Genomic DNA, 25,212 nt, shown 5'->3' with positions numbered 1-25,212 from the left:
AGGCCGTGGGTGGCGGGGGGTCAGTACGGTGCGGGCGATCCCGTCGAGAGAGGAACCCTCCGCCCATGCGCCGGACCCTGCCGAGCTTCCCGGCCGTCACGCTGGTCTGCCTGCTCACCGCGTGCGGAGGTGACACCGGGACGACCGACACCGCGTCCACCACCGTCACCCCGTCGGCGGACGCGTCCACCGCCGCGGCTCCGGCCGCCATCGCCCCCAGCGCCACGCCGACCACGGCGGCGCCGGCCGCGCCCGCTCCGGCGCAGACCCTGACGGCGGAGCCGAAGCCGCCCGCCGCCCCCGCGCTGACCTGCAAGCAGCTCGCCGGTGCGCACGTCGGCAGCGCCAAGGTGCCCTACAACGGCTACCCGGACTACCTGCCGCTGACCGAGGGCCGGTGGTCCGGCGAGGACGGCGCGACCGTGCTGTTGCAGAAGCCGTGCGGGATCGGCGACCTCGACGGGGACGGGGCGGCCGATGCGGTCGGCGTGGTCGCGCTGAACGGCGGGGGCAGCGGCACCTTCTTCACCGTGCTCGTCTGGCGCAACAGCGGCGGGAAGCCGGCCTTCCGGGCGCTGGCCGATCTCGGCGACCGCACCCCGGTCCTGTCGGTGCAGGTGGCCGGGCAGCAGGCCAGGGTCGTCTGGCTGACCCGCAGCGACGGCAGGAGCATGGCCGAGCTGGACATCAGGCGCACGTCGACGTACCAGCTCTCGGGCACGACGCTGGCCGAGGTGGGCCACACCGACGCGCCGTACACGCCCTGATCGCAGCGCCGCCGGAGCCGCGCGGAACGGCTCCGGCGGCGGGCGGCCGGCGGGTCAGGCGGGTACCGAGTTGCGGCCCGCCGCAGCCGGGGTGGCCACGCCGGCGCGGCGTCGACCGATCAGCCTGTCGAGCGCCCAGCTGCCCGGCCCGAGCACGACCACCAGGGCGAACGCCCAGCAGAACAGGGCGGCGAGCTCGCCGCCGTTGTGTATCGGCAACAGCCCGTCGGGCTGATGCACGGTGAAATAGGCGTACGCCATCGAGCCGGAGGCGAGCAGCGCGGCGGGCCGGGTGACGAGCCCGACCAGCACCAGCGCGCCGCAGACCGCCTGGATCAGCGCCGCCCACCAACCCGGCCACTGCCCCACGGGCAGCGACTCGCCTGTGCCGCGGGCGCCACCGAGCACGCCGAAGAGCGAGGACAGGCCGTGGCAGAGGAAGAGCAGGCCGATGACCATACGGAAGAGGGACAGGGCGGGTCCGTTGAGCCGGTCGAGATTCATCTCGCTACCTCCGGGTGAGTGGAACGGTGCACCCAGAATCAGCCAGGAAATATCGGACCTTATGAACTTTCTGTTAACGAACGGGTCGTCCGTGGGAGTTAACGCTCAGGTCGTCAGCTTGTGACATCCTTTCGGGTGAACCGCCAGAAGGCCAGCCCCCAGAAGAGCGTCGCGTAGCTCACCGCCGAGATCGCGCCCCGCACCACGTCGTCGGTCTGCACCGGGGTGGAGAGCAGGCCGAGCCAGGCGGTGCTGTAGTGCGTCGGCAGGAAATCGCGCAGCCCGCCGAGGGCGGTGATCTGGTCCAGGATGCTGGAGAGGATCCAGAGCAGCACCGCACCGCCGACCGCACCGAGTGCGGCGTCCGTGGTCACCGACAGCAGGAAGGCCAACCCGGCCACCACCAGCAGGACGACCGCCAGGTAGCCGAGCACCGCCAGCAGCCGCAGCAGCCCGTCGGTCGGCGCCAGTTCCGCGGCGACCTGGCTGCGCAGCGGCTCCCAGCCGTACCGCAGGGTGCCGGCGAGCAGCGCGGTGCCGGCCAGCAGCAGCAGGGCCAGCGCCGAGTACGCGAGCGCGACCAGCAGCTTCACCGCGAGCAGCCGGGACCGGGGCACCGGCACCGCCAGCAGGTAGCGCAGGCTGCCCCAGCTCGCCTCGCTGGCCACGGTGTCCCCGCAGAACAGGGCCACCACCACGACCAGCAGGAACGACGCCGAGACGAAGATCGAGAAGAGGGTGAAGTTGAGCCCGCCCGAGGTGGCCAGGTCGACCAGGCTGCCGAACTCGTTGCGCCCGTTGTCGTCGTCGCCGCCGGAGTCGAACTGGAAGGCGATCAGGATGATCAGCGGCAGCAGCACCATGAACCCCAGCGCGAGCTGGGTACGCCGCCGCGACGCCTGCCGGCGGAACTCGGCCGCGAACGGCAGGGTCGCCGACGGTCGGTAGCCGGCGGCCGCCCCGCCCGGGCCGACCCGGCCGGCCTCGGCCGGACCCGCCGTGTCGATGGATGAGCCCGCCATCACCGGTCCCCGCTTCCCCGAGAGTTCTCGCCCACCAGGGCGAGGAACGCGTCCTCCAGGCGGCGCCGCGGCACCACCCGGTCCACCCCGATCCCGGCCCGGACCAGCTCCGCCACCACCTCGCTGCGCGCGGTGCCGTTGGTGTCGACCACCAGGCCGCCGTCACCGTCGGGCAGCACCCGGACCCCCGCCAGGCGGTCCAGCACGACCCGCGCGGCGGCCGGGTCGGTCACGTCGAAGAGCACGCTCGGCGAATCGCCGACGATCTCCTCGACCGGCCCGGAGGCGACGATCCGGCCCTTGTTGACCACCACCGCGTGGGTGCAGGTCTGCTCCACCTCGGCGAGCAGGTGGCTGGAGACCAGCACCGCCCGGCCGTCGGTGGCGTACCGCTGCAGCACCCGGCGCATCTCGGCGATCTGCGGCGGGTCGAGCCCGTCGGTCGGCTCGTCCAGCACCAGCAGCTCCGGCAGGCCGAGCATGGCCTGCGCGATGGCCAGCCGCTGCTTCATGCCGTGGCTGTAGTTCCTGATCCGCCGGTGCACCGAGTCGCCCAGCCCGGCGATCTCCAGCGCCTCCTCGAAGTGCGCGTCGGCAGCCGGCCGCCCGGTGGCCCGCCAGTACGCCTTCAGGTTCTCCAGGCCGGACAGGTGCGGCAGGAAGCCGGGCCCCTCGACCAGCGCGCCGATCCGGGACAGCACCGGCGAGCCCGGCACCAGCCGGTGCCCGAAGACGTAGATCTCCCCGGCGGTGGGTTGGGTCAGCCCCATCAGCACCCGCAGGGTGGTGGTCTTGCCGGCGCCGTTCGGCCCGAGCAGGCCGACCACCTGGCCGGGGTGCACCTCGAAGTCCACGTTGGACACCGCGACGAAGCCGTCGGCGTACTCCTTGCGGAGCTGGCGGACGGCGAGCGGGACGCCCGCGTACTCCGGGTGGACCGAGCTGTCCTGGCGGCGGTGCCGGCGGCGGGCGACGGCGACGACCACGGCGAGCCCGACCGCGATGGCGGCGAGCAGCCCGACCAGCACCCAGCGCCAGACGGTGGCGGTGGTGGGGATCGGCTCGGCGTCGACCGTCGGCAGGCTGACCGGGGCGTCGCCCGCCGCCACCGTGTAGACGGTCGGCTCGGCGGGCGTGGTGTACGCCTGGTCGGAGGTGGCGACCACGACCCGCAGCCGGTGCCCGGCCTCGATCCGGCGGACGATCGCCGGCAGCGTGACGGTGACCGGCCGCGCGCCGTCGAGGCTCTTCGGCAGGCCGGTCAGCCGCACCGGGGCGACCAGTCCGTCGGGGAGCGTCGCGGCGCCGTTCGGGTCGACGTCGTAGAGCTTGACGAAGAGCACCGCCTCCCCGGTCGGCGAGGCCGCCCGGAGCGCGAAGGTGGGTGACCCGGCGACGTCCACCGCGTCGGCCAGCGGGGCCGATTCGAACCGGGCGTGCTGGCCGGGGACGTCGCCGGCCACCCCGCCGAGCAACGAGCCGAGCGCGCCGGCGAAGGGCACCGAGGAGATCGCCGCCGGGTTGCCGTTCGGCGGGTTGGCGATGGGCTGGGCCGGGCCGGTGACGGCGATCTCGCGCCGGGCGTCCCCGGCCACGCCCGGGTAGTCGGCGGTGCGGTAGCCGGTGGCCACCAGCCCGCGGTCGAGGGCGTCGAAGCCGGCGATCCGGGAGAAGGTGAAGCCGTCGCCGGGAGCCGCCCCCGCGCCCTTGACGTAGTGGTCGAGCCACTGCGCGGTCAGGAACTTCACCCGGTCGGAGTCGCTGGTCGGCCCGGTTCCGCCGTCGTGGCCGCCGGTGAACCAGGCCACCCGCACCGGGGTGCCGGCGGCGGCGATGCCGCGCGCGTTGGCGTCCGCCTCCGTCAGCGGGAAGAGGGTGTCCGCCTCGCCCTGCACCAGCAGGGTCGGCGCCTTGATCCGGTCGAGGACGCCGGCCGGGGAGGAGCGGCGCAGCAGCTCCACCGCCGCCTGGTCGGCCCGCCCGGCGGTGGCGATCCGCAGGTACGCGGCGCAGACGTCGGCGGTGAACCGGCCGCAGGACGGGTCGGCGGCCGGTGCGGGGCCGGACCTTGGGCCGGTGCCCGGTCCCGCGCCCGGCGCCGGGCTGGCCGGTCCGGCGGAGGCGGGAGCGCCCTCCGGCTGGGCGGCCGAGGTGCCGGAGAGCCCGGCCGGCCCGGAGCCCGCGTTGCCGCCGCCGCCGAAGAAGATCCCGGCCCAGCCCTTCTTGAACACGCCGTCGGTCGCCGCCCGGCCGGTGCTCTCCGGGAGGAAGGCCCGGGAGAGATCGTTCCAGGTGATCATCGGGACGATTGCGTCGACCCGCTGGTCCTGGGCGGCCAGCAGCAGGGCCAGGCCACCGCCGTACGAGCCGCCGACCACGCCCACCCGGGGGTCGCCGGCGGCGTCGGTGCGGATCTCCGGTCGCTCCGCGAGCCGGTCCAGCAGCCGCTGGGCGTCCCGGATCTCGTAGTCGGGGTGGTCCAGGTGGATCTCGCCGCCGCTGCGGCCGAAGCCACGCGCGGTCCAGGTCAGCACGGCGTAGCCGCGGGTGACCAGGTCCTCCGCGTCGGACCGGACCGAGTCCTTCGTACCGCCGAAGCCGTGCGCCAGCAGCACCGCCGGCACCCTGCGGTCGGCCGAGGCGTCGTCGGGCAGCCAGAGCGTGGTGTCCAGCTCGACCGGCTGGTCGCCGGCCGGTCCGGATCGGACGGTGACCAGGGCGGACTCGGTGCGGAAGCCGGGCCGGTCCGGTCGGGCCGCCCAGCCGGCGGCGGCGGCCAGCAGCACGACGACCACCGACGCGACCGCGACCCGGCGACGGCTGGCCAGGACGCGGCGCAGCCGCGCGGCCGACAGCGGTGATCTCATGTGGCTCACGGTACGGCCCGGTTCCTGAGCATTGGCTGGGATCCTCCGTACGTCCGTCCGGTTCGTCCGATCGGCGAGCGGGACCGATCAACCGCGCGCCGTCCAGCCCATTACCGGCGGGACGACTTCGGATCACGTGAATTCCGATCTTCGGTCCGAAATCGACGCGGATCAGACCATGACGCCTTCCCCGACGGCACGTTCCGTGGCGATCGGTGAACGGCATGTGACATCGCTCGTAGTGACGCAAAAATGACTGAACAACCACGGCATGAGGCAGGGCCGGGTCGGTTAGTTTTCCGGTCCGGTGTACGGGACTCCATCGGCGACCCCCGACACCCGGAGGAGATCCCCCGCCGTCGCCGGAGGAGACAGACCCATGACCGTCCCCGCGCAGCGGGTCCGTCGACGGCCCTCCGGCCGCATGCTGCCGCTGCTGCTCGTCGTGGCGATGCTGGCGCCGGTGGCCTTCCTCTTCGCGCAGCACCACCGGCTCACCGGCGACGACCGGGACCTGGCGGTCCGGGAACGACTCGGCGTCGAGTACCTGCGCGCGCTCGGCCCGGTGACCGAGGCGCTGGTGGACGCCCAGTCCGCCGCGGTGGCCGGCCGTCCCGCCGCCCGCGACGCGCTGGACCGGGCCGTCCAGGACGCCGCCCGGGTCGACGTGCGCATCGGCGACGAGCTGCGCAGCCACGAGCGGTGGGCCGGCCTGCGCGCCAAGCTGGAGGCGCTGCCGGAGCGGCCGCTCACCGACCCGGAGGCCACCTTCGTCGCGTACGGGGAGGTCACCGACCTGCTGCTGGCCCTGCACCGCAAGGTGCGGGAGAGCTCCGGTCTGGTCCGCGACCCCCGGCAGGACTCCTTCTTCCTCCAGGACAGCATCGGCCTGGACCTGCCGACCGCGATGGTCGCCGCCGGCCAGCTGGCCGACCTGAGCGGGCTCGGCGCCGGCCGGCCGGCCGCCGAACGCGTCCGCACCCAGGGCGAACTCGCCGAGCTGCGGGTCCGCGCGCTCGCCTCCGCCACCGACCTGGTCGCCGACCTGCGCGAGGCGGTGGACAGCTCGGAGAGCACCGACCTCGGCTCCAACGTGCTCACCCCGCTGGACACCTACCAGCGTGCCGTCGAGGCGCTCGCCGCCTTCTCCGGGCCGAGCGCCGGGTCGACGACCGGGCTCGCCGACCCCGGCCAGGTCGCCGCCGCCCGGCTCAACGCGCAGTCCGCCGCCCGGCAGCTCCAGCCGGTCATCCTCGACCAGCTCGACACGCTGCTGAAGGAGCGGATCGACTCGTACGACCGGGACCGCCGGCTGGCCGCCGGGGCCGCCGCCACGGCGGTGCTGCTCGTGCTGCTCCTCACCGGCGTGCTGATCGCCGCGTACCGGCGGGCGCGGCGGCACGCCGCCGAGGCCCGGCGCGCGGGCGACGGCGACACCGGCACGGTGCCCGAGCCGCAGCGCTGGGCGCCGGCGGCGGAGCGGGGCATCCGCCCGGAGGACCACCGACTGCTCCAGCCGGCCGCCTCGGGCCGCGACGGCGGATCCGAACGCTGGGGGCCCTTCGATGCTGCTCGGTAGGCTCCGGATCCGGGGAAAGCTCGCCCTGCTGGTCTTCATCCCGCTGCTCAGCACGGTCGGGCTCGCCGTACCGGTGGTGCTCGACCGGGTCGCCGCCGCCCAGCGGGCCGGCGAGACCGCCGACACCGTACGACTCGCCAGCCGGATCGGCAGCCTGGTCCAGGACCTCCAGCAGGAGCGCGTCATGTCGGTGGGGCTGCTGCTCGGCCGGGTGCAGCGCAGCGAGCTGATCCAGAAGGCAACCACGGTGGACGACCGGGTCGCCGACCTGCGCGCCGAGTACGCCGGCCGGCTCTCCGCCGAGACCACCGCCGCCCTGGACGGGGTGCACAAACTCGCCGAGCTGCGCACCCTGGTACTCGCCCGCGCCGCCACCCCGACCCAGGTCATGGAGGCGTACGGGCCGATCGACATGGCCCTGATCGATTCGTTGAAGCTGCCGTCGAAGGTGGACACCACCAACCCCGCCGGCCGGCAGGTGCTGGCGCTGGACGCGCTGCTGCGGGCCGACGAGGGGCTGGGCGCCTGCGCCACCCTGATCGTGCTGGTCAAGGCGACCAGCAACCCGCGGGTGTCCGCCTCCTACATCGCCTGCATGGCCGCGCTCCAGGTGGACAACTCGCGGTTCCGCAGCCTGACCACCCCGGAGCAGTACAAGCTCGCGCTGCTGGACGACGCGGCGGTCGCCGCCCGGACCAGCCCGACCTTCCTCGTCGACAGCGTCCAGGACCCGATCGCGGCGATCCGGGACGTCCCGCTCGACGCCCTCTTCCCGTCGGTCCGCTCGATGATCACCCTCGGCCAGTTCGTGGAGAAGAAGGTCGCCGCCGACGTCATCGCCCAGACCACCGCCGACAAGCGCTTGGCACTCACCACGGCCTGGCTGGTGGCCGGGGCGGCCGGCCTGGTCCTGCTGACCGTGGTGCTGCTCAGCGTCGCGGTGGCCCGTACGGTCGCCCGGCCGCTGACCCGACTCACCCGCTCCGCCGACCGGGTGGCCCGGGTCGCCGAGGCCGAGCTGGTGCGGGTCGCCGACGACGAGTCCGACATCGGCCCCCCGGTACGCCTCGACCCGGTCGACGTCCGGGCCCGGGACGAGATCGGCGACCTGGCCCGCGCCTTCGAGCGGGTGCAGAGCACCGCCGCCCGGCTGGTCGAGCGCCAGGTGGCCGGCCGGCGCAACGTGGCGCAGATGTTCGGCCACGTCGGACGGCGTACCCAGAACCTGGTCGGCCGGCAGATCGCGCTGATCGACCGGCTGGAGCGGCAGGAGACCGACCCGGGCCGGCTGGAGCACCTGTACCGGCTGGACCACATCTCCAGCCGGCTGCGCCGCAACGCGGGCAGCCTGGTGGTGCTCTCCGGCGCGACCGGCAGCGACGGGCACGTCGCCCCGGTGCCGCTGGCCGACGTGGTGCGGCTGGCGCTGGGCGAGATCGAGGACTACACCCGGGTCGACGTGCGGGTGCCGGCCGAGGTCTCCGCCGCGCCCGCCATCGCCGGCGACCTGGTGCTGGCGCTGGCCGAGCTGATGGAGAACGCCGCCGTCTTCTCCCCGCCGCACACCCGGGTGGTGGTCTCCGGCGAGCTGACCGAGATCGGCGCCCGGATCTGCGTGGTGGACCGGGGCATCGGCATGACCGAGGACCGGCTGGCCGAGGAGAACGCCCGGCTCACCCGCCGGGAGCGGCTGGACCTGGCCCCCACCGAGGTGCTCGGCCTCTTCGTGGTGGGCCGGCTGGCCCGCCGGCACGGCTGGACGGTGCGCCTCGCCCCGACCGCCGGAGGCGGGGTCACCGCCCGGCTGGACGTGCCGCACCCGTTGCTGGTGGTGCGGCGGGCCGACCCGGCCGGCGCGACCGTGGCGCGGGCCACCGTACCGACCCGGGACCGGCGGTCGCCGGCCCTCGCGATCGACCCCGCCTGGTCCGGCCGCGCGCTCACCGCGACGCCGGCCGACAGCCCGGCCGCCAGCTTCGATTCCGCGCTGTTGAGCCGGGCCACCCGCACGATGGCGGCCGGCGGATCCTGGGACGCGTTCGGCACCGGGGTGGCACCGACCGGGGGCACGGCGTTCCTGGAGATCCGGCAGCCCGACGCGGACGCCGCGGAGTTTCCGACCACCCCCGGCGGGCTGCCGCGGCGGCGCCGGCCCGACGAGGTCGCCGGGCAGCTCGCGCCGACCGGTGCGGACGTGCCGGTCGCCGGTCGGCCGCCGGCCCCCGCGCCGCAGTCGGTGGAGATGTCGCTCGCGCCGTCGCTCTTCGCGCCGCCGGCCGACCCACCGTGGGCGGAGGCGCCGCCCGCCCCGGCGGCGCCCGCGCCGTCGCTCTTCGCGCCGGCCGGCCCGCCGGCCTGGCCACCGACCGGCGGGGCCGAACCGCCGACGATCCGGCAGCGGGTGCCGGGGGCGACCCTGCCACCGGCCGAGCCGGCGATCGGCCCGGTGAACGCCACCGGCGCGGACCCGGACGCCGCCCGGGCGCTGGTCGAGCAGTTCCAGTCCGGGGTACGCCGGGCCGAGCAGCCCGGCTGGGCCGACCTCGGCGCCACCCCGGACCGGCCACGGCTGAGCCGACGGGTGCCCGGGGCCAACCTGGCGGTCACCCCGGCGCAGCAGGCCCCGGTGAGCCGGCCGCCGCAGGACCCCACCGAGGTCCGGGAGCTGATCACTGAGTTCGAGGCGGGCGTCGCCCGTGCTCTGCGTGTAGTCAACACCGACCACCGCCACGACGAAGAGGAATCATCACGGTGACCAGCCCCTTCCTGCACGACAACGTCGACCACCCGACCCACGCCGGGTCCGACCTCAGCCCGGAGGCGCGCACCTTCAACTGGCTGCTGGACTCGTTCACGTCGAGCACTGCCGGGGTCCTGGAGGCGATCGCCGTGTCCTCGGACGGGCTGCTGATGGCCATGTCGGCCATCAAGGACCGGTCCAACGCCGAGCGGCTCGCCGCCGTCGTCTCCGGCATGACGAGCCTGGCCGGCGGCGCGGCCAGTTGGTACGCCCTCGGCGGCCTGAACCGGGTGATCGTGGACATGGCCGACGGCTACCTGCTGATCAGCGCGATCAGCAGCGGCTCGGTGCTCGGTGTCGTCGCCGACCGGTCGGCCAACCTGGGCACCGTGGCCTACGAGATGACCCTCTTCGCCGGGCGGGCCGGCGGCGCCCTCAGCCCGACACTCATCGCCGAGCTGAAGAACGCCGTTCAGCAATGACCCGGCAGGCCGCCGGCGAGGAACCGGAACCGGACCCGACGGTCCGGATCCGTCCCTACCTGCGGACGCCGGCACCGACCGGCGGGGGCGTACCGGCGACGAGGCCGGCGCCCGGGCCCGATCCGGAGGCCGAGCAACCGGCCGGCCCGCGCCCGTTCGTGCTCACCGCCGGGCGGGTCGCCGGCACCGACCCGGCGATCGGGCTGGAGACCCAGGTGACCGCGCGACCGGGCGGCGGCCCGTGGACGGCCACCCCGGCGGCCCGGCTCGCCCCGGAGTTGCAGGCGATCATCGCGCTGTGCGGTGAACCGATCTCGGTCGCCGAGATCTCCGCCCGGATGCGGATGCACTTCGGCGTGGCCCGCGTCCTGGTCGGCGACCTGCGGGCCGCCGGCCACCTCGACGTGCACGTCGGGGACGTCGACGACGCCCTCGACCCCGACATCATCCTGCGAGTGATTGATGGACTTCGTGCGATCTCCTGAATGGCCGGTCGCCCCGCTGGGCGGGGTCTCCTCGAACAGCGCCTCCGCCCGCTACAGCAGCCCGGTGGGCGGTTGGCAGGCCGTACCGCCCGTGCCGCCCGTGGTCCCGCCGCCGCCGTACCGGCCGCCGGCCGCCGCGGGCGCGGCCGCCCGGACCGGGCCGGGTGGCCGGCCGCCGATCCCGGTGAAGATCCTGATCGCCGGGGGCTTCGGCGTCGGCAAGACCACCACGGTCGGCGCCATCTCCGAGATCGCCCCGCTGACCACCGAGGCGTTGATGACCAGCGCGGGCATCGGCGTGGACGATCCGGGCGTACTGAGCGCGAAGACCACCACCACGGTGGCGATGGACTTCGGCTGCGTCACCATCGACCGCAGCCTCAAGCTCTACCTGTTCGGCACGCCCGGGCAGGCCCGGTTCGGGTTCATGTGGGAGGACCTGGCCCGGGGCGCGCTCGGCGCGCTGGTGGTGGTGGACAGCGCCCGGCTGGACGACTGCTACCCGGCCGTCGACTTCTTCGAGCGGGCCGGACTGCCGTTCGTCGTCGGGGTGAACGCCTTCCACGGACGGCTGGCGCACGACCTGGAGGCGATCCGGTGGGCGCTGGCGATCGGCGACCACGTACCGCTGGTGCGGTTCGACGCCCGGGACCGACTCTCGGTGCGGGACGCGCTGCTGGTCGTCCTGGACCGCGCGCTGGACCGGGCCACCCGGGAGAGGGGGACGTGAACCGTTCGCCGGTACGACCCGTTCATCAGGAGGAGGGGGACGTGATGAGAGGTGGTCTGGACGAGACACTGGCCCGGATGGCCCGCCGGGAGGAGGCGCTGCGGCGCCGGGCGGGCGAGTCGGGCGAGGAGGCCGGGGCGTCGACCGTCGCCTTCGAGGCGACCGGCCACCCCGGGCGGTCGGACGGCCCGGGGTGGGACGGGGCCGGCCGGTCGGAGGCGGCGCGGACCGGGGTGGGACGGTCGGCCGTTGACGGGCGCGACCCGGTGGAGGAGGTCGCCGAGGCGGTCCGCCGGGTGGTGGCCGAGCACCCCGGGTTGTCGGTGGTCGTGCGGGTGGAGCACGAGGGCCGGACGTACCCGCGGCGGGTCGACTGGGCGGACACGGCGGTGACGGTCGGCGCGGAGGACACCACCACGCCCCCGCCGCCCTGGCCGAGGCCGGTCAACGCCGGGCCGGTGTGGTCGGCGGGCCGGGACGGGACCGGCGCCGACCCGGCGGCCCGGCTGGCCGAGATGATCCGCCGGGACCCGTCGCTGCTCGCCGGCGACCGGTGACCCTGACGGCCGGGCGGGCCGTGTCGGAGGCCGCTACTCTCGGGCGATGGCCGAGCCGGACCTGACCCTCACCGCGAGCCTGCGGCCTGCCGCGCTGGACGCCCGACGGGGCATCGTACGGCTGCACCCGGAGGTGCTGACCGCGCTGGCGCTGCGCCCCGGCGACCCGGTGCGGCTGGTCGGCCGGCGGGTGACCGCCGGCATCGTGGCGCCCGCCGAGTCGACCGCGAGCGCCGCCCTGCTCTACGCCGACGACCTGGTACTGGGCAACCTCGGGCTGCGCGACGGTGGGCGGGTGACGATCGGCCCGGCGCCGGTGGTCCCCGCTCGCCGGGTGACGCTGAGCGGCCCGGTGGCGGTGGTGGCGGCGGTGTCGCCGGAGATGCTGCGGCTCGCCCTGCTGGGCAAGATGGTCACCCCCGGCGACGACGTCTCCCTGCTGCCGCAGGACGTGCTCCCGGACGCCTCGGTGCGCAGCCTGGTCGAGGCCGCGCGGCGCAGCCTCGCCAACACCGTCGGGTACGCCTGGACCAGCACCCTGCTCACCGTCGTGGACGCCGAGCCGGACGCGGGCGCGCTGGTCACCATGGACACCGTGGTCGGCTGGGAGCACGGCCCGGCCACCCACGGCTCGCCCGGACCGGACCGCCCCACCACCGCCCGCCTCGCGCCCGGCCCGGCACCGGGCGGCCACTCCACCACCGGGACGGTCGCGGTGGACGAGGCGCCGCACGTGGACGAGCTGCCCGGGCTGCGTACCCAGGCCGAGGAGCTGACCGAGCTGCTCGACCTGGGCTTCCACCACCGCGAGGTGCTGGGCCGGCTCGGCACCACCGTCTCGCTCGGCGTGCTGCTCAGCGGCCCGGCCGGCTCGGGCAAGTCGGCGCTGGTCCGGGCGGTCGCCGCCGCCGTCGGCGCACGGGTGCGCCCGCTCTGGGCGCCCGAGCTGGCCGCGCTGAGCAACGACGCGGCGGGCCGCCGGCTGCGCGAGGCCGCCACCGAGGTACGCGCCGGCGGGCCGGCCGTGCTCCTGGTCACCGACGTGGAGGCGCTGGCCCCGGCCGAGGAGCCCGGTCCCCTGGCCACCGTGTTCCGCCAGGCGATCGCCGAGACCGTCCGGGCCGGGGCGGCGGTGGTCTGCACCACCTCCCGCCCCGAGGCGGTCGACCCGGCGCTGCGCGCCCCGGACCTGCTCTCCCTGCGGATCACCGTGCCGCTGCCCGATCCCGCGCTGCGCCGCGAGCAGCTCACCGTGCTGACCCGGCAGGTACCACTGGCCGAGGACGTCCGGCTGGACGAGGTCGCCGGTCGTACCCCCGGGTTCGTCGCCGCCGACCTGGCCGCGCTGGTACGCGAGGCCGGGGTCCGCGCGGCCCTGCGGCAGAAGGCCGTCGAGCGGCCGACGGTGGCGATGGCCGATTTCACGGCGGCGCTGGAGGTGGTCCGGCCGACCACGATGGCCGCGTCCACCCTGGAGCTGGCCTCGGTCACCCTGGACGACGTCGGCGACCTGGTCGAGGTGAAGCAGACCCTCACCGAGTCGGTGCTGTGGCCGTTGACCTATCCGGACACCTTCGCCCGGCTGGGCGTGCAGCCGCCCCGGGGGGTGCTGCTCTACGGGCCGCCCGGGTGCGGCAAGACATACCTGGTGACGGCGCTGGCCGGGTCGGGCCGGGCGAACGTGCTGTCGGTGAAGGGCGCGGAGCTGCTCTCCAAGTGGGTCGGCGAGAGCGAACGCGCCGTCCGGGAGCTGTTCCGCCGGGCCCGCGAGGCCGCGCCCACGCTGGTCTTCCTCGACGAGGTCGACGCCCTGGCCCCGGTGCGCGGCCAGGCCAGCGACGGGGGTACGACCGACCGGGTGGTCGCCGCGCTCCTCACCGAGCTGGACGGGGTGGAGGCGCTGCGCAACGTGGTGGTGGTCGCCGCGACCAACCGGCCGGACCTGGTCGACCCCGCACTGCTGCGCCCCGGGCGGCTGGAACGGCTGGTCCACGTGCCGCCGCCGGACGGTCCCGCCCGGGCGGAGATCCTGCGCGCCGCGTCCCGGACCGTGCCGCTCGCGCCGGACGTGGACCTCGCCGCGCTCGGCGGGGAGCTGGACGGCTTCTCGGCGGCGGACTGCGCCGCGCTGGTCCGGGAGGCCGCGCTGGCCGCGATGCGCGAGTCGCTGGCCGCGTCCACGGTCACCGCCGCGCACGTGGCCACCGCCCGGAAGCGGGTGCGCCCCTCGCTCGACCCGGCGCAGGTGGCCTGGCTGGCCGGGTACGCGGAGAAGCACGCGGCACGCTGACGGACACCCGCCAGGGCGGTGGCGAATGGTCAGGACCCTCACGAGCGTGATACCTCAGAGGCATCAAGATGACTCTGAGGTATCACGCTCATGGTGGTGTCCGCCGCCGGACGCTGCCCACGGCGGGTAGTGGTGGCCGCCGGCCGCGTCAGTCGGTGGGCAGCAGCGGGCCCAGCGGGCCGAGGTCGAGGTTGAGGTCCTCAGGGGCGAGACCGAAGTACTCGCGCAGCTCGGACATCTGCTCCTCCAGCGCCATGAGCGTGGCGCCCACCCGTTCGATCTGCTCCTCGGTGAGGTCGCCGAGGTCGACCCGGCGCAGCGCCTGCCGTTCCATCAGCTGCCGCAGCAGCTCGATCACGGTGAGCACGAGGCTGGCCAGCCCCCGCTCGACGGAGTCCCGGTCGACGGCGAGCCGCCGGTCCAGCGGCGTCACCCGGGGGGCCTGCCAGGCGGCCGTCTCGCCGAGGGCCGCGGCCAGCTCGGCCGCCTCGTCCCGGCGCGGCCCCGGCCCGGTCACCCGACCTCCCCGAGCGGATCGGGCAGCTCGGGCGGGGTGAGCGCACCGACCGACGCGACCAGCGCGCGCAGCGAGATGCGGACCAGGTCGATGTCGGCGATGGCCAGGGTGATGTCGCCGGAGATCACCACACCGGTGGCGAGCACCCGGTCGAGCAGGTCGACCAGCGCCACCGGGCGGTAGGCCAACGGGTCGTCGGCAGTGTTCGGGGCGAGCGAGGTGGTCACCACGCCGGCTCCCGCCGCACCAGGCGCGCGGGCTCCGCCGGACCGTCCGCCACGAAGGAGTACGGCGGCCACGGGCCGGTCAGCTCAAGCCGGATCTCCGGGTGCCGGTCGGCGAGTTCCCGGACCAGCGCGGCGAAGCCCTCCACCCCGGCGGTCTCCACCAGGTACGCGCCGTTGAGCACCATGGCGGTCGGCGCACCGGAGAGCCGCCGGTCCTGGGGGGCGTGCCGGCGCGCGGCGGTGGCGTACCCGGCGAGGGCGGCGTGCACCGCGGCGGCGGCCTCCCCGGCGATCCGCTGCCCCTGGTCCCGGGCGGTCAGCTCGGCCCGGCGCCGCCGCAGGTACGCCGCGCCCGCCCCACCCCCGCCGCCGGTCGCCTCGGTGCGGGGCAGGGCGCCCGGCACCACGTACCCCTTCACGCCCCACTCGCCGCGGCCGGTCAGCCGGTGCAGCGCCGCAGCAAGCTCGGCCTGCCGCTCGGCGAGCATGGCGGCGACCCGGGTGTCGTCGTGGTGCACGGTGGCCAGCCGGGCCGGCACCACCGCACCGGCCCGGCTGAGCGCGTCCACCACCGCGTGGTGCGCCCGCGCCGCGCGCTCCAGCCAGGCCAGGTCCTCCAGGTTGCGGCGCAGCGCCTGCTCGCCGTACTCGGTCAGCGGCGCGGCGCTGACCACCGCCGCCAGGCCGGCGGCCCGGACGGCCCGGACCGGCCCACCGTCCATGCCGGGGACCGCGGCCAGGGCGGCCGGGTCCGGGTCGCGAACCACACCGTGCAGCCAGGCGCCGACGGTGACCGCCGGGTCAAGTGCCGTACTCATTCCACCCCTCCCGTGCGGCCGCCCGCCGGGCCGCCCGGGGCCGGCGTTCCGCCTCCACCTGCTCCGGGTCGCGCGGCCCCGGCTCGACCGGCGGGCGGGCCTTCGAGCTGAGCCACGGATCGTGCTCCCACCAGTCGATGCCGATCTGCCGCGCGGTGTCCACCGAGGCGATGACCAGCCGCAGCTTCAACGTCAGCAGCTCGATGTCGAGCAGGCTGACCCGGATGTCGCCGGCGATCACGATGCCCCGGTCGAGCACCCGTTCCAGGATGTCGCCGAGGTTGGCCGGCTCGTGCCCGGCCGGCAGCACCTGACCGGAGTTCTGCACCACCGCCGGGGTCTGCGGTCTGGTCATCTCAGCCCACCTCGCCCTTTCCGCGCTGGTAGCGGCGCACCCGGCGGTAGCCGATCAGCCCGCCGTCCAGGTCCAGCTCGACCTCGTACAGGCCGAGCAGGTCGGTCGAGGCGGGGATCCGGTGGTCCTCCACCACCTCCACACCGACCAGCCAGCCTTCGTCGGTGGCCTGGAGCGAGACCGTGCCCAGCGCGTCCTTGCCGGTCAGGGCCGCGATCTGGGTCAGCCCCTCGCGGGCCGCCTGGGCGGCCGGGATCGGCTCGACGTACTCCTCGTCGTCGTACCGGTCGTCCCGGTCGTTCCGGTCGTCCCGGTCGTCGCGGTCCGCCGGCCCGGGGCGGCGTCCCCGGTCACCGTCGCCGCGGATCAGTCCTGACGCCACCCGCTCACTCCCTTCGCCGATGGTCGGGATCGCCCCGGCGGCCGGCCGCGCGCCGCTGCGGCTCGGGCCTCGCGCTGCTGCCGCTCGGGCTGCCGCTCGCGCTGCCGGAGCCGGAGAGTCGCTCGAGGACCTGCTGCTGCCCCCGGTCCCGTTCCTCAGCGGTGATCTCCCCGGCCGCCGCCGCCTCGTCCAGCTCCTCCAGCTCGCGCCGGATGTTGATCGGACTGTGCAGTTGGGACTCGGCCTCCCGGGCGATCACCTTGACCACCGCCGTCAGCCCGCGCACCGGGGCGTACGGCAGGGTCAGCAGGCTCCACAGGATCTCCACCGGTCACTCCGCCAATTCGTGTGCGCTGACGAAGTCGTACGGGGCCAGCGGTCCGAGCAGGCGGATCCGCATCAGCTCCCGACGCGGCCCGGCGAACTCCTCGGCGGTGTCCACGAACTCCGCCTCCCGGTCGGCCTCCACCAGGAAGGCGGCATGCACCGAGTCCAGCTCGCGGGTCGGCGGCCGGATCGCGTTCGCCACGGAGACTGCAGCCAGCGCCTCGACCAGATCCCCGTTGTCCGCCTCCCGGCGCAGCTCCACCGCCTGGCTGATGATCTCGCCGAGCCGGATCCGGTGCTCCCGGGTGGCCTCCTCCGGCTGACCCCGCACCTGGGCGGCCAGGTCGGCGGCGGCCGGGTTGTCGGCGAGCACGGCGCCGATCAGGGCCTGCTCGTCGTAACGGCCGTGCAGGATGTACTGGATCTTCCCCTCGATCTCGTCGAGGGCGGCGGCGAACCGGTCCTGGTGCGCGTCGAGCAGGTCCACCACCGCGTCGGTCCCGGTCACCACCGTGCCGAACCGCACGGGCAGCACCGGGGCGACCGCCGCGGTGCCGTCCAGCAGCTCCTGGTACGCGGTCAGGTCGGCCGGCCGGCCCACCGGCTCCTCCAGCCCCACCTCGCTGACCAGCGCGGCGAGGTCGCCGTGCCGTACCGCCGCCACCTCGCCCGGCGGGTCGCCGACCCCCTTCGCGTCGGGGGTCGGCTCCACATCGGACGGCACGATGCCGTAGATGAACAGCCCGGTCTCGTCGGCCATCTCAGCCCTCCCTGTCCCGGCGTCGGCGCGGCCGGTCGGGGCCGGTCGCGCCGGCCACCGTGCCGCGGGCGGTACGGCCCAACTCACCGGCGGTGCCGCCCAACTCCCGGGCGGTGCCGCCGAGTTCGCGGGTGGCCCCGCCCACGTCGCGGGTGACACCGCCGACGGTGTCACCCAGCCCGGAGGTGACCTCGCGGGCGGCGTCCGTGACGTCGCCGACGAGACCGGACAGCGGACCGCCCTCCTTGGGGGAGATGTCGAGCCGGTCGACCATCTCGGCGAACCTCAGGTACGTCTCGATGCTCGCCACCACCACCCGCGCGTTGATCTCCAACAGCGGGATGCCGACCACGCCGATGGTGACCTGGGCGTCGATCACCACGCCCTTGTCCAGCACGGTCTCCACGACGTCGGCGAGGCCCGAGGTGGCACCGCCGCGTTCCAGCGCGCCGCCGTCGGCCGCGCCACCGCCGGTCGTCGTGACGCTCACTCCTCACGCTCCTCGCGCCGACGGCGGACCACCGGCCGCCGGGGTGCCTCGGGCGCACGACGGGTCACCGGGCGCGGGCGCTCCGGCTCCTCGCGCGCAGGCTGGGGTCGGCGGGCCCGTTCGGGTCGCCGGCGTGGCGGGGGCGGCGGCTCCTCCTCGGGTTCCGTCTCGTCGTACCCCTCGTCGTAGTCCTCGCCCTCGTCGTACTCGTCGTACTCGTCCGCCGGGGGCCGGCGGCGCTCCGGCGGACGACCGCGGCCGCGCTCGGCGGGCCGGCGCTCCTCGCGCTCCTCCTCGACTTCCTCCGGCTGCTCCTCGGCCTCCTCGGCCCGGCCCCGCTGCTCCTGCTCCTCGCGGGCCTCCTGCTCCTCGCGCAGCGCGGTCTCGTGGTCCTTGACCACCTGGGAGTCCTCGATCTCGCCCCGCCAGCCCTCGACGGAGTCCGGGTCGAGCACGGTGTTGGTCATCACGTGCCGGACGAAGTGCTTCAGCTCCAGCCGCACCCGCCGGCCCTGGGCGCGCCAGAGATTGCCGGTGTGCTCGAAGAGCCCCTGCGGGTGGTACTCCAGGACCACCAGGATGCGAGTCAGGTCAGGGGCCACCTCGTGGAAGCTGACCGTGCCGTCCACCGAACCCTTCTCACCCTTGGACCGCCAGTGGATGAGCCGGTCCGGGATCTGCCGGACGATGGTCGACTCCCAGCTCCGATGCGACCAGAAGACCTGCGCCTTCCAGGTCATCTTCTCGTCCGACTCGCAGTCGGCCTGCTCGACCTTCTTCATGAAACTCGGGAAATCCCCGAACTGCGTCCACTGGTTGTACGCCACCCGGACCGGCACGCCGACCTCGATCGCCTCGACGATGTTGGTGACCTTGAGCTTCTTGCCACCGCCCTTGCCACCCTTGCCGCCGCCACGACCCAACGCCGACATCACCTTCTCCTTACCGCCGGCCAGGCCGGCCCGGAACATGGCCTTCATGGGGGATTTGCCCTCGGCGAGCTGCTGCATGCCGGTGGCGGCGGCGACCAGGCCGGGGCCGCCGCCCTGCTTCGCGTACTCGCTGAGCCGGCCGGTGGCACCGGTGATCCGCTCGGTGACCACCGAGACGGCCCGCTCGCCGATCGCGGACGCCAGCTCCCGCAGGTCGGCGCCGAGCTGCTCCTTCGCCCGGTTGGCCAGGCCGCCGGGAACGTTGGCCGCCATGGTCACCGCCCCCGCTTCGACGTCGCCGGGTCGGCGCCGCCCTCACCCGGCTGCGGCTGGTCGCCCAGTTCCTGCTCCTCGTCGGGCGCGGACCGCTGCTCGTCGCCCCCACCTCCGCCGGAGTCGCCCCCACCCCCGCCGGACCTGCGGCGCAGGGCGTCCGCGCTGCCGCGCAGCTTGCCGCTGATGGCGTCGAGGCCGCTGCCCGCGGCCGCGCCCGCGGCGGCCTTGCCGGCCGAGGCGAGCGGACTGCCCAGCTTGCCGAGGCCCGCCAGGTGAGGGGACGAGGTCAACAGGTCAGTGCCGCGCTTGAGCAGGTGGGGATCACGGCTGGCCCGCCCGGCGGCGACGGCGGCGGCCAGGGTGAGGGCGGTACGCAGCTTCTTCCGTCGGCCGAGGACGTATCCGAGGCCGACCGCGAGGCCGACCCGCATTCCGCTCTTCATCGGTTCTCCTTCACTCCCCGGTGGTCGGGACGGCCCGATTCCACCGAGGGCCGGAAACCAGCACCGGGGGGAATGCGCACACGGTGGTCCTGCGGCGGGACGTCCCGTTCTTACGGACCCGGCCGGCAGTACCCGCCCACCGGGGCGCAAAACATTTCCTGGCAATTCCCGGTCACATTGCGGCAAGGAGAGGAAGGAGTCGTCCAGGCGGCGATCAAGGCGGCAAACCGGACAGTGAGAACGCGTCGACCAGGAAGGACGCGAGAAGGATCAAACTTCGCGAAGAATTGTCAGAATGCTGGCGGGATGGCGTCGAGACAGATTTCGGCGTGGACTTTGTCGCCATTTTCGAGCAGTTTTGCGCCGCATTTCTTCAGCACCTGGACGGCCCCGATGTTGTCCCGGGTGGTGTCCGCGACCACGGCGTGCATGCCGGCCGCGGCGGCCTCGTTGAGCAACTCGCGCAGGGCGCCGACGCCGAGGCCCTGGCCGCGCGCCGAACGCCCGAGCCACATCCCGGTCTCCACCACGCCGGGCTCCTCGCAGCGGCTCATCCGCACCATGCCGACCACCTCGCCACCGGCCACGATCGCGTACATGCGGGTGCGGGTGGGACCGTCGAGGCCGCCGAAGCTGGCCCGGTGGAACTCCCGGAACGCCTCCCGACGGGCCAGCGACCAGCCGGCGGGCGCCTCGACCGGGGGCATCACGTCACCCGACTCCGCCTCGGCCACCGCTACGGAGAGCAACGGCTCCAGGTTCCGCTCGTCCAGTGGCTCCAGTCGTACCGCACCCGTCACAGTGCCGCAGTCTGCCGGTACCGCCGCCGGTCGTCCAGCCCTTTGGGCCGCGAATGGCCCTCCGGTCTCCAGGTACCGGCCGGTCGTCCCATCGGGGTGTTCCGCGTCACGCTCCGCTGTCGCGGCCAGAGCCGGCACCGGTCGGGCCGCGCGGACTCAGGTTCGGGACGGGAACTCGCAGAGCACCGCCGAGGCGTCGTCGGCGCGCTTGTGCCGGCGCAGCCGCTCGGGGTGGTCGCGCTCGGCGGCGCGTACCCGGTCGATGAGCGCGCCAGGTCCCTGCGTGGTCACCAGGTCGAGCAGTCCGGCCCAGTCGAACAGGCCGAACTGCTCCACGGCACTGGACGCGCCGTCCGAGAGCAGCACCGCCCGGCGGACCGCGTCCGGCCCGCGCAGTGGCAGGGTTCCGGTGACCGCGTGGTACGCGGCGTCCGGGTCCGTCGCGGCGACCCAGTAACCGTGGGTGCGGTTCATCCGCTCCCGCTGCACCTGCACCGCCTGCCGGAACCGGGTCTCCGAGTCGATCTCCCCGGCCGGCAGTCCCGCCACGATCCGGCGCAGGTCGGCCAGCGCGTCGTCCAGCCGGTCGTCGGAGATCACCTCGACCCGGCCGCCGACGTCCAGGACCAGCGGGCTGTCGCAGAGCACCAGGTAGTCGACCTCTTCGCCGCCCTCCCGGAGCAGGCAGACGGTCGCCGACGGGGTGCCCGGATGGTCCAGGTCGCAGGCGTCCCCGTGGTCGGCGCGGACCGCCAGCAGCGCCGCGGCGAGGCTGCTCACCAGGGTCGCCGCCGGCCGGGCGGCGACGGCCAGCCCGATCCGGGCGGCCAGGTGGCGGACGAACCACGCGGGCCCGTGCACGCACCCGGTGTCGAAGCCCTCCGGCACGGTCGCCCCGTCGAGGACGCCCACCAGCGGACCGAACCGGAACACCGCGTCCTCGTTCTCCGGGCGGCCGGGCGCCGCCACCGAGGCGGACCGCACCCGCATCGCGTACGCCTCACCGACGGTCCGCACCGTGTGCCCCGCCGGGTGCCGCGCCTCCGGTCCCACCATCAGCCCGCTCCCCTCGCCGTCGTCCGAGAGCCCGGCTACCCGGCCCGGCCCACCCCATGCCCGTCCTCGGCGCCGCCGGGATTCGGACGAACCGCCGGTAGGCGCCGGTCAACGACGGTAGCGTCAGCGCACGGCGCGGTGTGGCCGGGCAGACAGCTCACCGGGTGGGCACCGAGCTTTCCGGCCGCCGACGACGGCCGGCGCACGGACGGGAAGTGATCAGCGCCGGCGGTTGCGGGCCCGCGAGGAGCGCAGCCGGCGCAGCCGCCCGACCAGCACCGGTTCGGCGGCGAGCGCGGCGGGCCGGTCCAGCAGGGCGTTGAGCAGTTGGTAGTAGCGGGTGGCGGAGAGGCCGAAGGTGTCCCGGATGGCCTGTTCCTTGGCCCCGGCGTGCTTCCACCACTGCTGTTCGAAGGCGAGAATCCGCTGCTCCCGCTCGGTGAGGGTGTCCGCCGTGCCCGGTCCGCGCTGCGCGGGCACCGGTTCGGCCGACGGCCCCTCGACGTCCGGCGCGTCGTCCGCCACGGCGGCGAGGACGGCCGCGGCGTTGACGGGCTCCGGGGCGTCCTCGACCGGCGGCGCGCTGCGCGGCGTAGGGACGACGGACCCGGGCCGCTGGTCGGTAACGGCCTGCCCGGACGGCTCCGGCCGGTCGCTGGCGGCCGCGGACGCGTCGGCGGGCATGGTCGCTCCTCACACAGCGCGGACGGCCGGCAACTCCGACGCCGACCGGGGGACCCCAGCGTAACCAGGGGCGCTGTCCGGCGCACCCGACGCGCGCCGGGCCCCGCGCGGTGGCGCGGGACCCGGCCGGCGGTCAGGAGATGTCGCGCCGCCGCATCGTCCAGAGGGCCGCGCCGAGCAGCAGGACCAACCCGCCGATCAGCAGGGTGGACGAGTGCTGCCAGGTGATGTCGAGGGTCTCCGGCTTGCACTCCCCCGAGAACGAGACGTTGTTGCAGGAGTCCCAGTTCTCCAGGGTCACCTTCTTCTGCATCCAGGCCAGCGCGTAGGTGGGCAGCAGCCACGCCTCCACGAACTTCACGTTGGCCATGCTGAGCAGGATGCCCACGCCGAACTGGCCGACCACGGCGAGCGCGATCGCGCCGCCGAGCGCCATCGCGGTGTGCCGGCCCAGCGAGGCCAGCGCGAAACCGATCGTCGCGGCGGTCAGCACCAGCAGCAGCCCGCGCAGCCCGGTGAGCGCGAAGGACTGCCACGCCCCGGACGTCGTCTTCGCGGTGGTGCCGCGGAAGGTGCCGACCAGCCAGAACCCGACGGTCCAGACCACCGCCGAGGTCAGGGCCAGGGTGAGCAGGCCGGTCAGCAGCGCCGCCAGCTTGGTCAGCAGTACGGTGAGCCGCTTCGGCCGCCAGAGCAGCAGGTTCATCATCCCGCCGGTGCTCCACTCGGCCCCGACGAAGGACGCGCCGACGACGAACCCGACCAGCGCCAGGATCGCGGTGAAGGGCACCAGCGTGTCGTCGAAGGTCTTGCGGAAGTCGAAGGTGGACGGCAGGAACCACTGCGCCTGGAACGCGTCCCGCGGCGGTGGACTGATCATCTCGCAGTCCGGCGGGAACCGGCCGTCTTTCGGCGTGCCGGCAGCCTGGCCCTGCACGCAGGCCGCCTTCTCCTGCTCGGCCCAGCGGATCTGCTCCTGGTACTGCTGCTCGGCCTGGCGTTCGGCGCTGGCCCGCTCGGCTGGGCCGATCTTGTGGTTGGTCAGGAAGACGCCGGCGAGCACCGCCAGCAGCACCAGCACCCCGGCCAGGGTCATCCAGCGGGTGAAGCGCCGCTTGGTCAGCCGGCGCAGCTCCGTACGGTAGAGACTCATGCTCCCCAACCTCCTCCGGCGGCGCCGGCCTGCTCCGACCCACCGACCTTCGTGGACTGGTCGACCTGGCGGTGCTGACCGGGCACCGGCGCGGTCGCGGTCAGCTCCAGGAAGACGCTCTCCAGGTCCACCGCGACCGGGGCCAGTTCGCTGACGTACAGGTGCTGCTCGGCGAGGAGCCGGCTGACCGAGGCGGGCTTGTCCACGCCGGCCAGCATCAGGTGGTCGGGGTGTCGGGTCACCGACACGCCGGAGCGGTCGAGCAGATCGGCGGCGGCGGCGAGGTCCTCGGCCGCCTCCAGCCGGACCCGGACCCCGCCGTGCGAGTGCGCGGCGAGCACCTGGTCGACCGGGCCGAAGGCGACCCGCCGGCCCAGCGAGATGATGGTGACCGAGTCGCAGATGAGCTGGATCTCGCCGAGGATGTGGCTGGAGAGCACCACGGTCATCCCGGATTCGGCGAGGGTGCGCATCAGGGTGCGCATCTCCCGGATGCCGCCGGGGTAGGCCGTTGGCCGGCTCGTCGAGGATCAGCAGCCTCGGGTTCTTGAGCAGGGCCGAGGCGACCGCGAGCCGCTGCTTCATGCCGAGCGAGTACGTCCTGACCCGCTCACCGGCCCGGTCGCGCAGGCCGACCAGTTCCAGCACCTCGTCGACCCGGTTGACCGGCACGTCGCCGGCGCCGGCGAGCAGCGACAGGGTGTCGCGCGCGGTGAAGTGCGGGAAGAACTGCGGGCTCTCGACGATCGCGCCGACCTGACCGGCCACGTTGGGCAGCGCCCCGGGCACCTCGTGCCCGAGGATGGTCATCCGGCCGCCGTCGGGCCTGATGAGGCCGAGCAGGGTCCGCAGGGTGGTGGTCTTGCCCGACCCGTTGGGGCCGAGGAAGCCGTGCACCTGGCCCGCCTCGACCCGCATGTCGAAGCCGTCCAGCGCGTTGCGGGTGCCCCGCCGGCGGCTCTTGTACGTCTTACGTAGACCTTCGATCTCCAGGACAGCCGACAAGCTGCGCCTCCCCCGATGGTTGGCTTATGACAGCGGTCACCATACTCGGTATGCCCGCGAGGGCAATACCCGGTATGCATCGGGGCATCGAGCCGCTACCGACGGTGTATCAACGAGGGACTCAGGCGCAGATGACGTTGACGCCGGCGGCGCGGAACGCCTCCACCACCTCGGTCGCCGCCCCGGAGTCGGTCACCAGCGTCTCCACCCGGTCCACCGGGCAGATCCGGGCGAAGGCGTGCCCGCCCAGCTTGGACGAGTCCGCGATGATCACGACGCGCTTGGCCCGGGCCACCATCAGGTTGTTCATCGCCGCCTCACCCTCGTGGTGAGCGGCGGCGCCGAGCTGCGGGTCGACTGCGTCCACGCCGAGCAGGGCGACGTCCAGGGTGACCTCGCGCAGCAGCGCCCCGCCCAGCGGGCCGACCAGCTCGAACGACTTCGGGCGCACCACCCCGCCGGCGACCACGACCTTCATCCGGGAGCGGACCAGCAGCTCGTTGGCGATGTTCAGGGCGTTGGTCACCACGGTCAGCTGGGCGCCCTCGGCGCTGGTGTTCAGGTCGGGGCGGACGGCCAGGGCGCGGGCCACCTCGGTGCTGGTGGTGCCGCCGTTGAGGCCGACCACGGAGCCCGGGGTGACCAGGGCGGCGGCGGCCGCGCCGATCCGCTGCTTCTCGGCGGAGTGCTTCGCGGTCTTGTACCGCAGCGGCAGGTCGTACGAGACGCCGTTGGCGACCGCGCCACCCCGGGTACGGGTGATCATCTGCTGCTGGGCGAGCTGGTCGAAGTCACGGCGAATGGTGGCCTGCGAGACGTCCAGCCGCTCGGCCGCCTCCTCGACGCTGACCCGACCACTGTCGGTCAGCATCTCGAGCAGAGCGTTCCATCTGGCGTACCGGTCCACCGCGGGGGCCTCCGTTGACTCTGCACGAACGGTGATTGATTGCGTGCACAGTAGTGC

At 74.5% G+C, this 25,212-nt stretch carries 26 protein-coding genes and 1 pseudogene; 8 read left to right on the top strand and 19 right to left on the bottom strand.

The window, feature by feature from the left end; genetic code table 11:
• Positions 1–65: 65 nt before the first annotated feature.
• Complete coding sequence (locus GA0074696_RS05210; protein WP_088960039.1) at positions 66–767, top strand: hypothetical protein; 702 nt, start codon at positions 66–68, stop codon at positions 765–767.
• 54 nt (positions 768–821) lie between these two features.
• Here GA0074696_RS05210 and GA0074696_RS05205 read toward each other — a convergent pair whose 3' ends face one another.
• The 3 genes from GA0074696_RS05205 to GA0074696_RS05195 form a co-directional block, all read right to left on the bottom strand.
• Positions 822–1,271: a DoxX family protein gene (locus tag GA0074696_RS05205; RefSeq protein WP_088960038.1), complete on the bottom strand. Its 450-nt coding sequence runs from the start codon at positions 1,269–1,271 to the stop codon at positions 822–824.
• A gap of 113 nt (positions 1,272–1,384) precedes the next feature.
• The gene (locus GA0074696_RS05200) at positions 1,385–2,293 is read right to left on the bottom strand and encodes an ABC transporter permease (protein WP_088960037.1); all 909 of its coding nucleotides are present in this window, start codon (positions 2,291–2,293) and stop codon (positions 1,385–1,387) included.
• Positions 2,293–5,160, bottom strand: a complete 2,868-nt coding sequence (locus tag GA0074696_RS05195; RefSeq protein WP_088960036.1) for an alpha/beta fold hydrolase — start codon at positions 5,158–5,160, stop codon at positions 2,293–2,295. The genes GA0074696_RS05200 and GA0074696_RS05195 overlap by 1 nt, the downstream gene beginning before the upstream one ends.
• Positions 5,161–5,539: 379 nt before the next feature.
• On the opposite strand from GA0074696_RS05195, the gene GA0074696_RS05190 reads away from it, so the two are divergent.
• The 7 genes from GA0074696_RS05190 to GA0074696_RS05160 are packed head-to-tail and all read left to right on the top strand — an operon-like array spanning position 5,540 to position 14,023.
• On the top strand, positions 5,540–6,739 hold the full coding sequence (locus tag GA0074696_RS05190; RefSeq protein ID WP_088960035.1) for a hypothetical protein: 1,200 nt from the start codon (positions 5,540–5,542) through the stop codon (positions 6,737–6,739).
• Positions 6,726–9,494 carry a sensor histidine kinase gene (locus tag GA0074696_RS05185; RefSeq protein WP_088960034.1) on the top strand — a complete coding sequence of 923 codons (2,769 nt, stop codon included), beginning with the start codon at positions 6,726–6,728 and terminating at the stop codon, positions 9,492–9,494. Before GA0074696_RS05190 ends, GA0074696_RS05185 begins: the two co-directional genes overlap by 14 nt.
• Positions 9,491–9,961: a roadblock/LC7 domain-containing protein gene (locus GA0074696_RS05180; RefSeq protein WP_088960033.1), complete on the top strand. Its 471-nt coding sequence runs from the start codon at positions 9,491–9,493 to the stop codon at positions 9,959–9,961. Before GA0074696_RS05185 ends, GA0074696_RS05180 begins: the two co-directional genes overlap by 4 nt.
• Positions 9,958–10,446, top strand: a complete 489-nt coding sequence (locus GA0074696_RS05175) for a DUF742 domain-containing protein (protein ID WP_088960032.1) — start codon at positions 9,958–9,960, stop codon at positions 10,444–10,446. Before GA0074696_RS05180 ends, GA0074696_RS05175 begins: the two co-directional genes overlap by 4 nt.
• Complete coding sequence (locus tag GA0074696_RS05170; RefSeq protein WP_172894181.1) at positions 10,424–11,176, top strand: GTP-binding protein; 753 nt, start codon at positions 10,424–10,426, stop codon at positions 11,174–11,176. Before GA0074696_RS05175 ends, GA0074696_RS05170 begins: the two co-directional genes overlap by 23 nt.
• A gap of 44 nt (positions 11,177–11,220) precedes the next feature.
• On the top strand, positions 11,221–11,733 hold the full coding sequence (locus GA0074696_RS31335; protein ID WP_088960031.1) for a hypothetical protein: 513 nt from the start codon (positions 11,221–11,223) through the stop codon (positions 11,731–11,733).
• A gap of 46 nt (positions 11,734–11,779) precedes the next feature.
• A complete protein-coding gene (locus GA0074696_RS05160) occupies positions 11,780–14,023 on the top strand; it encodes an AAA family ATPase (protein WP_088960030.1) in 2,244 nt (747 codons plus the stop codon).
• Positions 14,024–14,171: 148 nt separating this feature from the next.
• On the opposite strand, the gene GA0074696_RS05155 is transcribed toward GA0074696_RS05160, so the two are convergent.
• The 16 genes and pseudogenes from GA0074696_RS05155 to GA0074696_RS05080 all read right to left on the bottom strand — a co-directional run bounded on the left by GA0074696_RS05155 (position 14,172) and on the right by GA0074696_RS05080 (position 25,155).
• The gene (locus GA0074696_RS05155; RefSeq protein WP_231925268.1) at positions 14,172–14,540 is read right to left on the bottom strand and encodes a gas vesicle protein K; all 369 of its coding nucleotides are present in this window, start codon (positions 14,538–14,540) and stop codon (positions 14,172–14,174) included.
• Positions 14,537–14,770, bottom strand: coding sequence for a gas vesicle protein (locus GA0074696_RS05150; protein WP_197700814.1), 234 nt, complete (start codon positions 14,768–14,770; stop codon positions 14,537–14,539). The genes GA0074696_RS05155 and GA0074696_RS05150 overlap by 4 nt, the downstream gene beginning before the upstream one ends.
• Positions 14,764–15,585 (bottom strand): GvpL/GvpF family gas vesicle protein, encoded by an 822-nt coding sequence (locus tag GA0074696_RS05145; protein WP_088960029.1) that lies wholly within the window; start codon positions 15,583–15,585, stop codon positions 14,764–14,766. Before GA0074696_RS05145 ends, GA0074696_RS05150 begins: the two co-directional genes overlap by 7 nt.
• Positions 15,569–15,940, bottom strand: a complete 372-nt coding sequence (gene gvpJ / locus GA0074696_RS32720) for a gas vesicle protein GvpJ (protein ID WP_088960028.1) — start codon at positions 15,938–15,940, stop codon at positions 15,569–15,571. Before gvpJ (GA0074696_RS32720) ends, GA0074696_RS05145 begins: the two co-directional genes overlap by 17 nt.
• Before the next feature lies 1 nt (position 15,941).
• Positions 15,942–16,322: a gas vesicle protein GvpO gene (locus tag GA0074696_RS05135; protein WP_197700813.1), complete on the bottom strand. Its 381-nt coding sequence runs from the start codon at positions 16,320–16,322 to the stop codon at positions 15,942–15,944.
• Positions 16,323–16,326: 4 nt separating this feature from the next.
• On the bottom strand, positions 16,327–16,650 hold the full coding sequence (locus GA0074696_RS05130) for a gas vesicle protein GvpG (RefSeq protein WP_088960027.1): 324 nt from the start codon (positions 16,648–16,650) through the stop codon (positions 16,327–16,329).
• A 3-nt stretch (positions 16,651–16,653) separates the two neighbouring features.
• Positions 16,654–17,409 carry a GvpL/GvpF family gas vesicle protein gene (locus GA0074696_RS05125; RefSeq protein ID WP_088960026.1) on the bottom strand — a complete coding sequence of 252 codons (756 nt, stop codon included), beginning with the start codon at positions 17,407–17,409 and terminating at the stop codon, positions 16,654–16,656.
• A 1-nt stretch (position 17,410) separates the two neighbouring features.
• Positions 17,411–17,899 carry a gas vesicle protein GvpJ gene (gene gvpJ / locus GA0074696_RS32715; protein ID WP_088960025.1) on the bottom strand — a complete coding sequence of 163 codons (489 nt, stop codon included), beginning with the start codon at positions 17,897–17,899 and terminating at the stop codon, positions 17,411–17,413.
• Positions 17,896–19,104 carry an SRPBCC family protein gene (locus GA0074696_RS05115; RefSeq protein WP_088960024.1) on the bottom strand — a complete coding sequence of 403 codons (1,209 nt, stop codon included), beginning with the start codon at positions 19,102–19,104 and terminating at the stop codon, positions 17,896–17,898. Before GA0074696_RS05115 ends, gvpJ (GA0074696_RS32715) begins: the two co-directional genes overlap by 4 nt.
• A gap of 2 nt (positions 19,105–19,106) precedes the next feature.
• A complete protein-coding gene (locus GA0074696_RS05110; protein ID WP_088960023.1) occupies positions 19,107–19,550 on the bottom strand; it encodes a hypothetical protein in 444 nt (147 codons plus the stop codon).
• Between the two features lie 290 nt (positions 19,551–19,840).
• Complete coding sequence (locus GA0074696_RS05105) at positions 19,841–20,350, bottom strand: GNAT family N-acetyltransferase (protein ID WP_088960022.1); 510 nt, start codon at positions 20,348–20,350, stop codon at positions 19,841–19,843.
• 156 nt (positions 20,351–20,506) lie between these two features.
• Positions 20,507–21,406 carry a hypothetical protein gene (locus tag GA0074696_RS05100; RefSeq protein WP_231925267.1) on the bottom strand — a complete coding sequence of 300 codons (900 nt, stop codon included), beginning with the start codon at positions 21,404–21,406 and terminating at the stop codon, positions 20,507–20,509.
• Positions 21,407–21,625: 219 nt separating this feature from the next.
• On the bottom strand, positions 21,626–22,090 hold the full coding sequence (locus GA0074696_RS05095) for a DUF3263 domain-containing protein (protein ID WP_088960021.1): 465 nt from the start codon (positions 22,088–22,090) through the stop codon (positions 21,626–21,628).
• Between the two features lie 133 nt (positions 22,091–22,223).
• Positions 22,224–23,243 carry an ABC transporter permease subunit gene (locus tag GA0074696_RS05090; protein ID WP_088960020.1) on the bottom strand — a complete coding sequence of 340 codons (1,020 nt, stop codon included), beginning with the start codon at positions 23,241–23,243 and terminating at the stop codon, positions 22,224–22,226.
• A pseudogene (locus GA0074696_RS05085) lies at positions 23,240–24,161 on the bottom strand (ATP-binding cassette domain-containing protein). The gene GA0074696_RS05090 and the pseudogene GA0074696_RS05085 overlap by 4 nt, the downstream one beginning before the upstream one ends.
• Before the next feature lie 208 nt (positions 24,162–24,369).
• Positions 24,370–25,155, bottom strand: a complete 786-nt coding sequence (locus GA0074696_RS05080; RefSeq protein WP_088960019.1) for a DeoR/GlpR family DNA-binding transcription regulator — start codon at positions 25,153–25,155, stop codon at positions 24,370–24,372.
• Positions 25,156–25,212: the final 57 nt, after the last annotated feature.

It is taken from the genome of Micromonospora purpureochromogenes, from assembly GCF_900091515.1.
GTDB classification, from domain to species: domain Bacteria; phylum Actinomycetota; class Actinomycetes; order Mycobacteriales; family Micromonosporaceae; genus Micromonospora; species Micromonospora purpureochromogenes.
The sequence above is the reverse complement of the archived record's forward strand: the minus strand, read 5'-3'. Positions and strand labels throughout refer to the sequence as shown.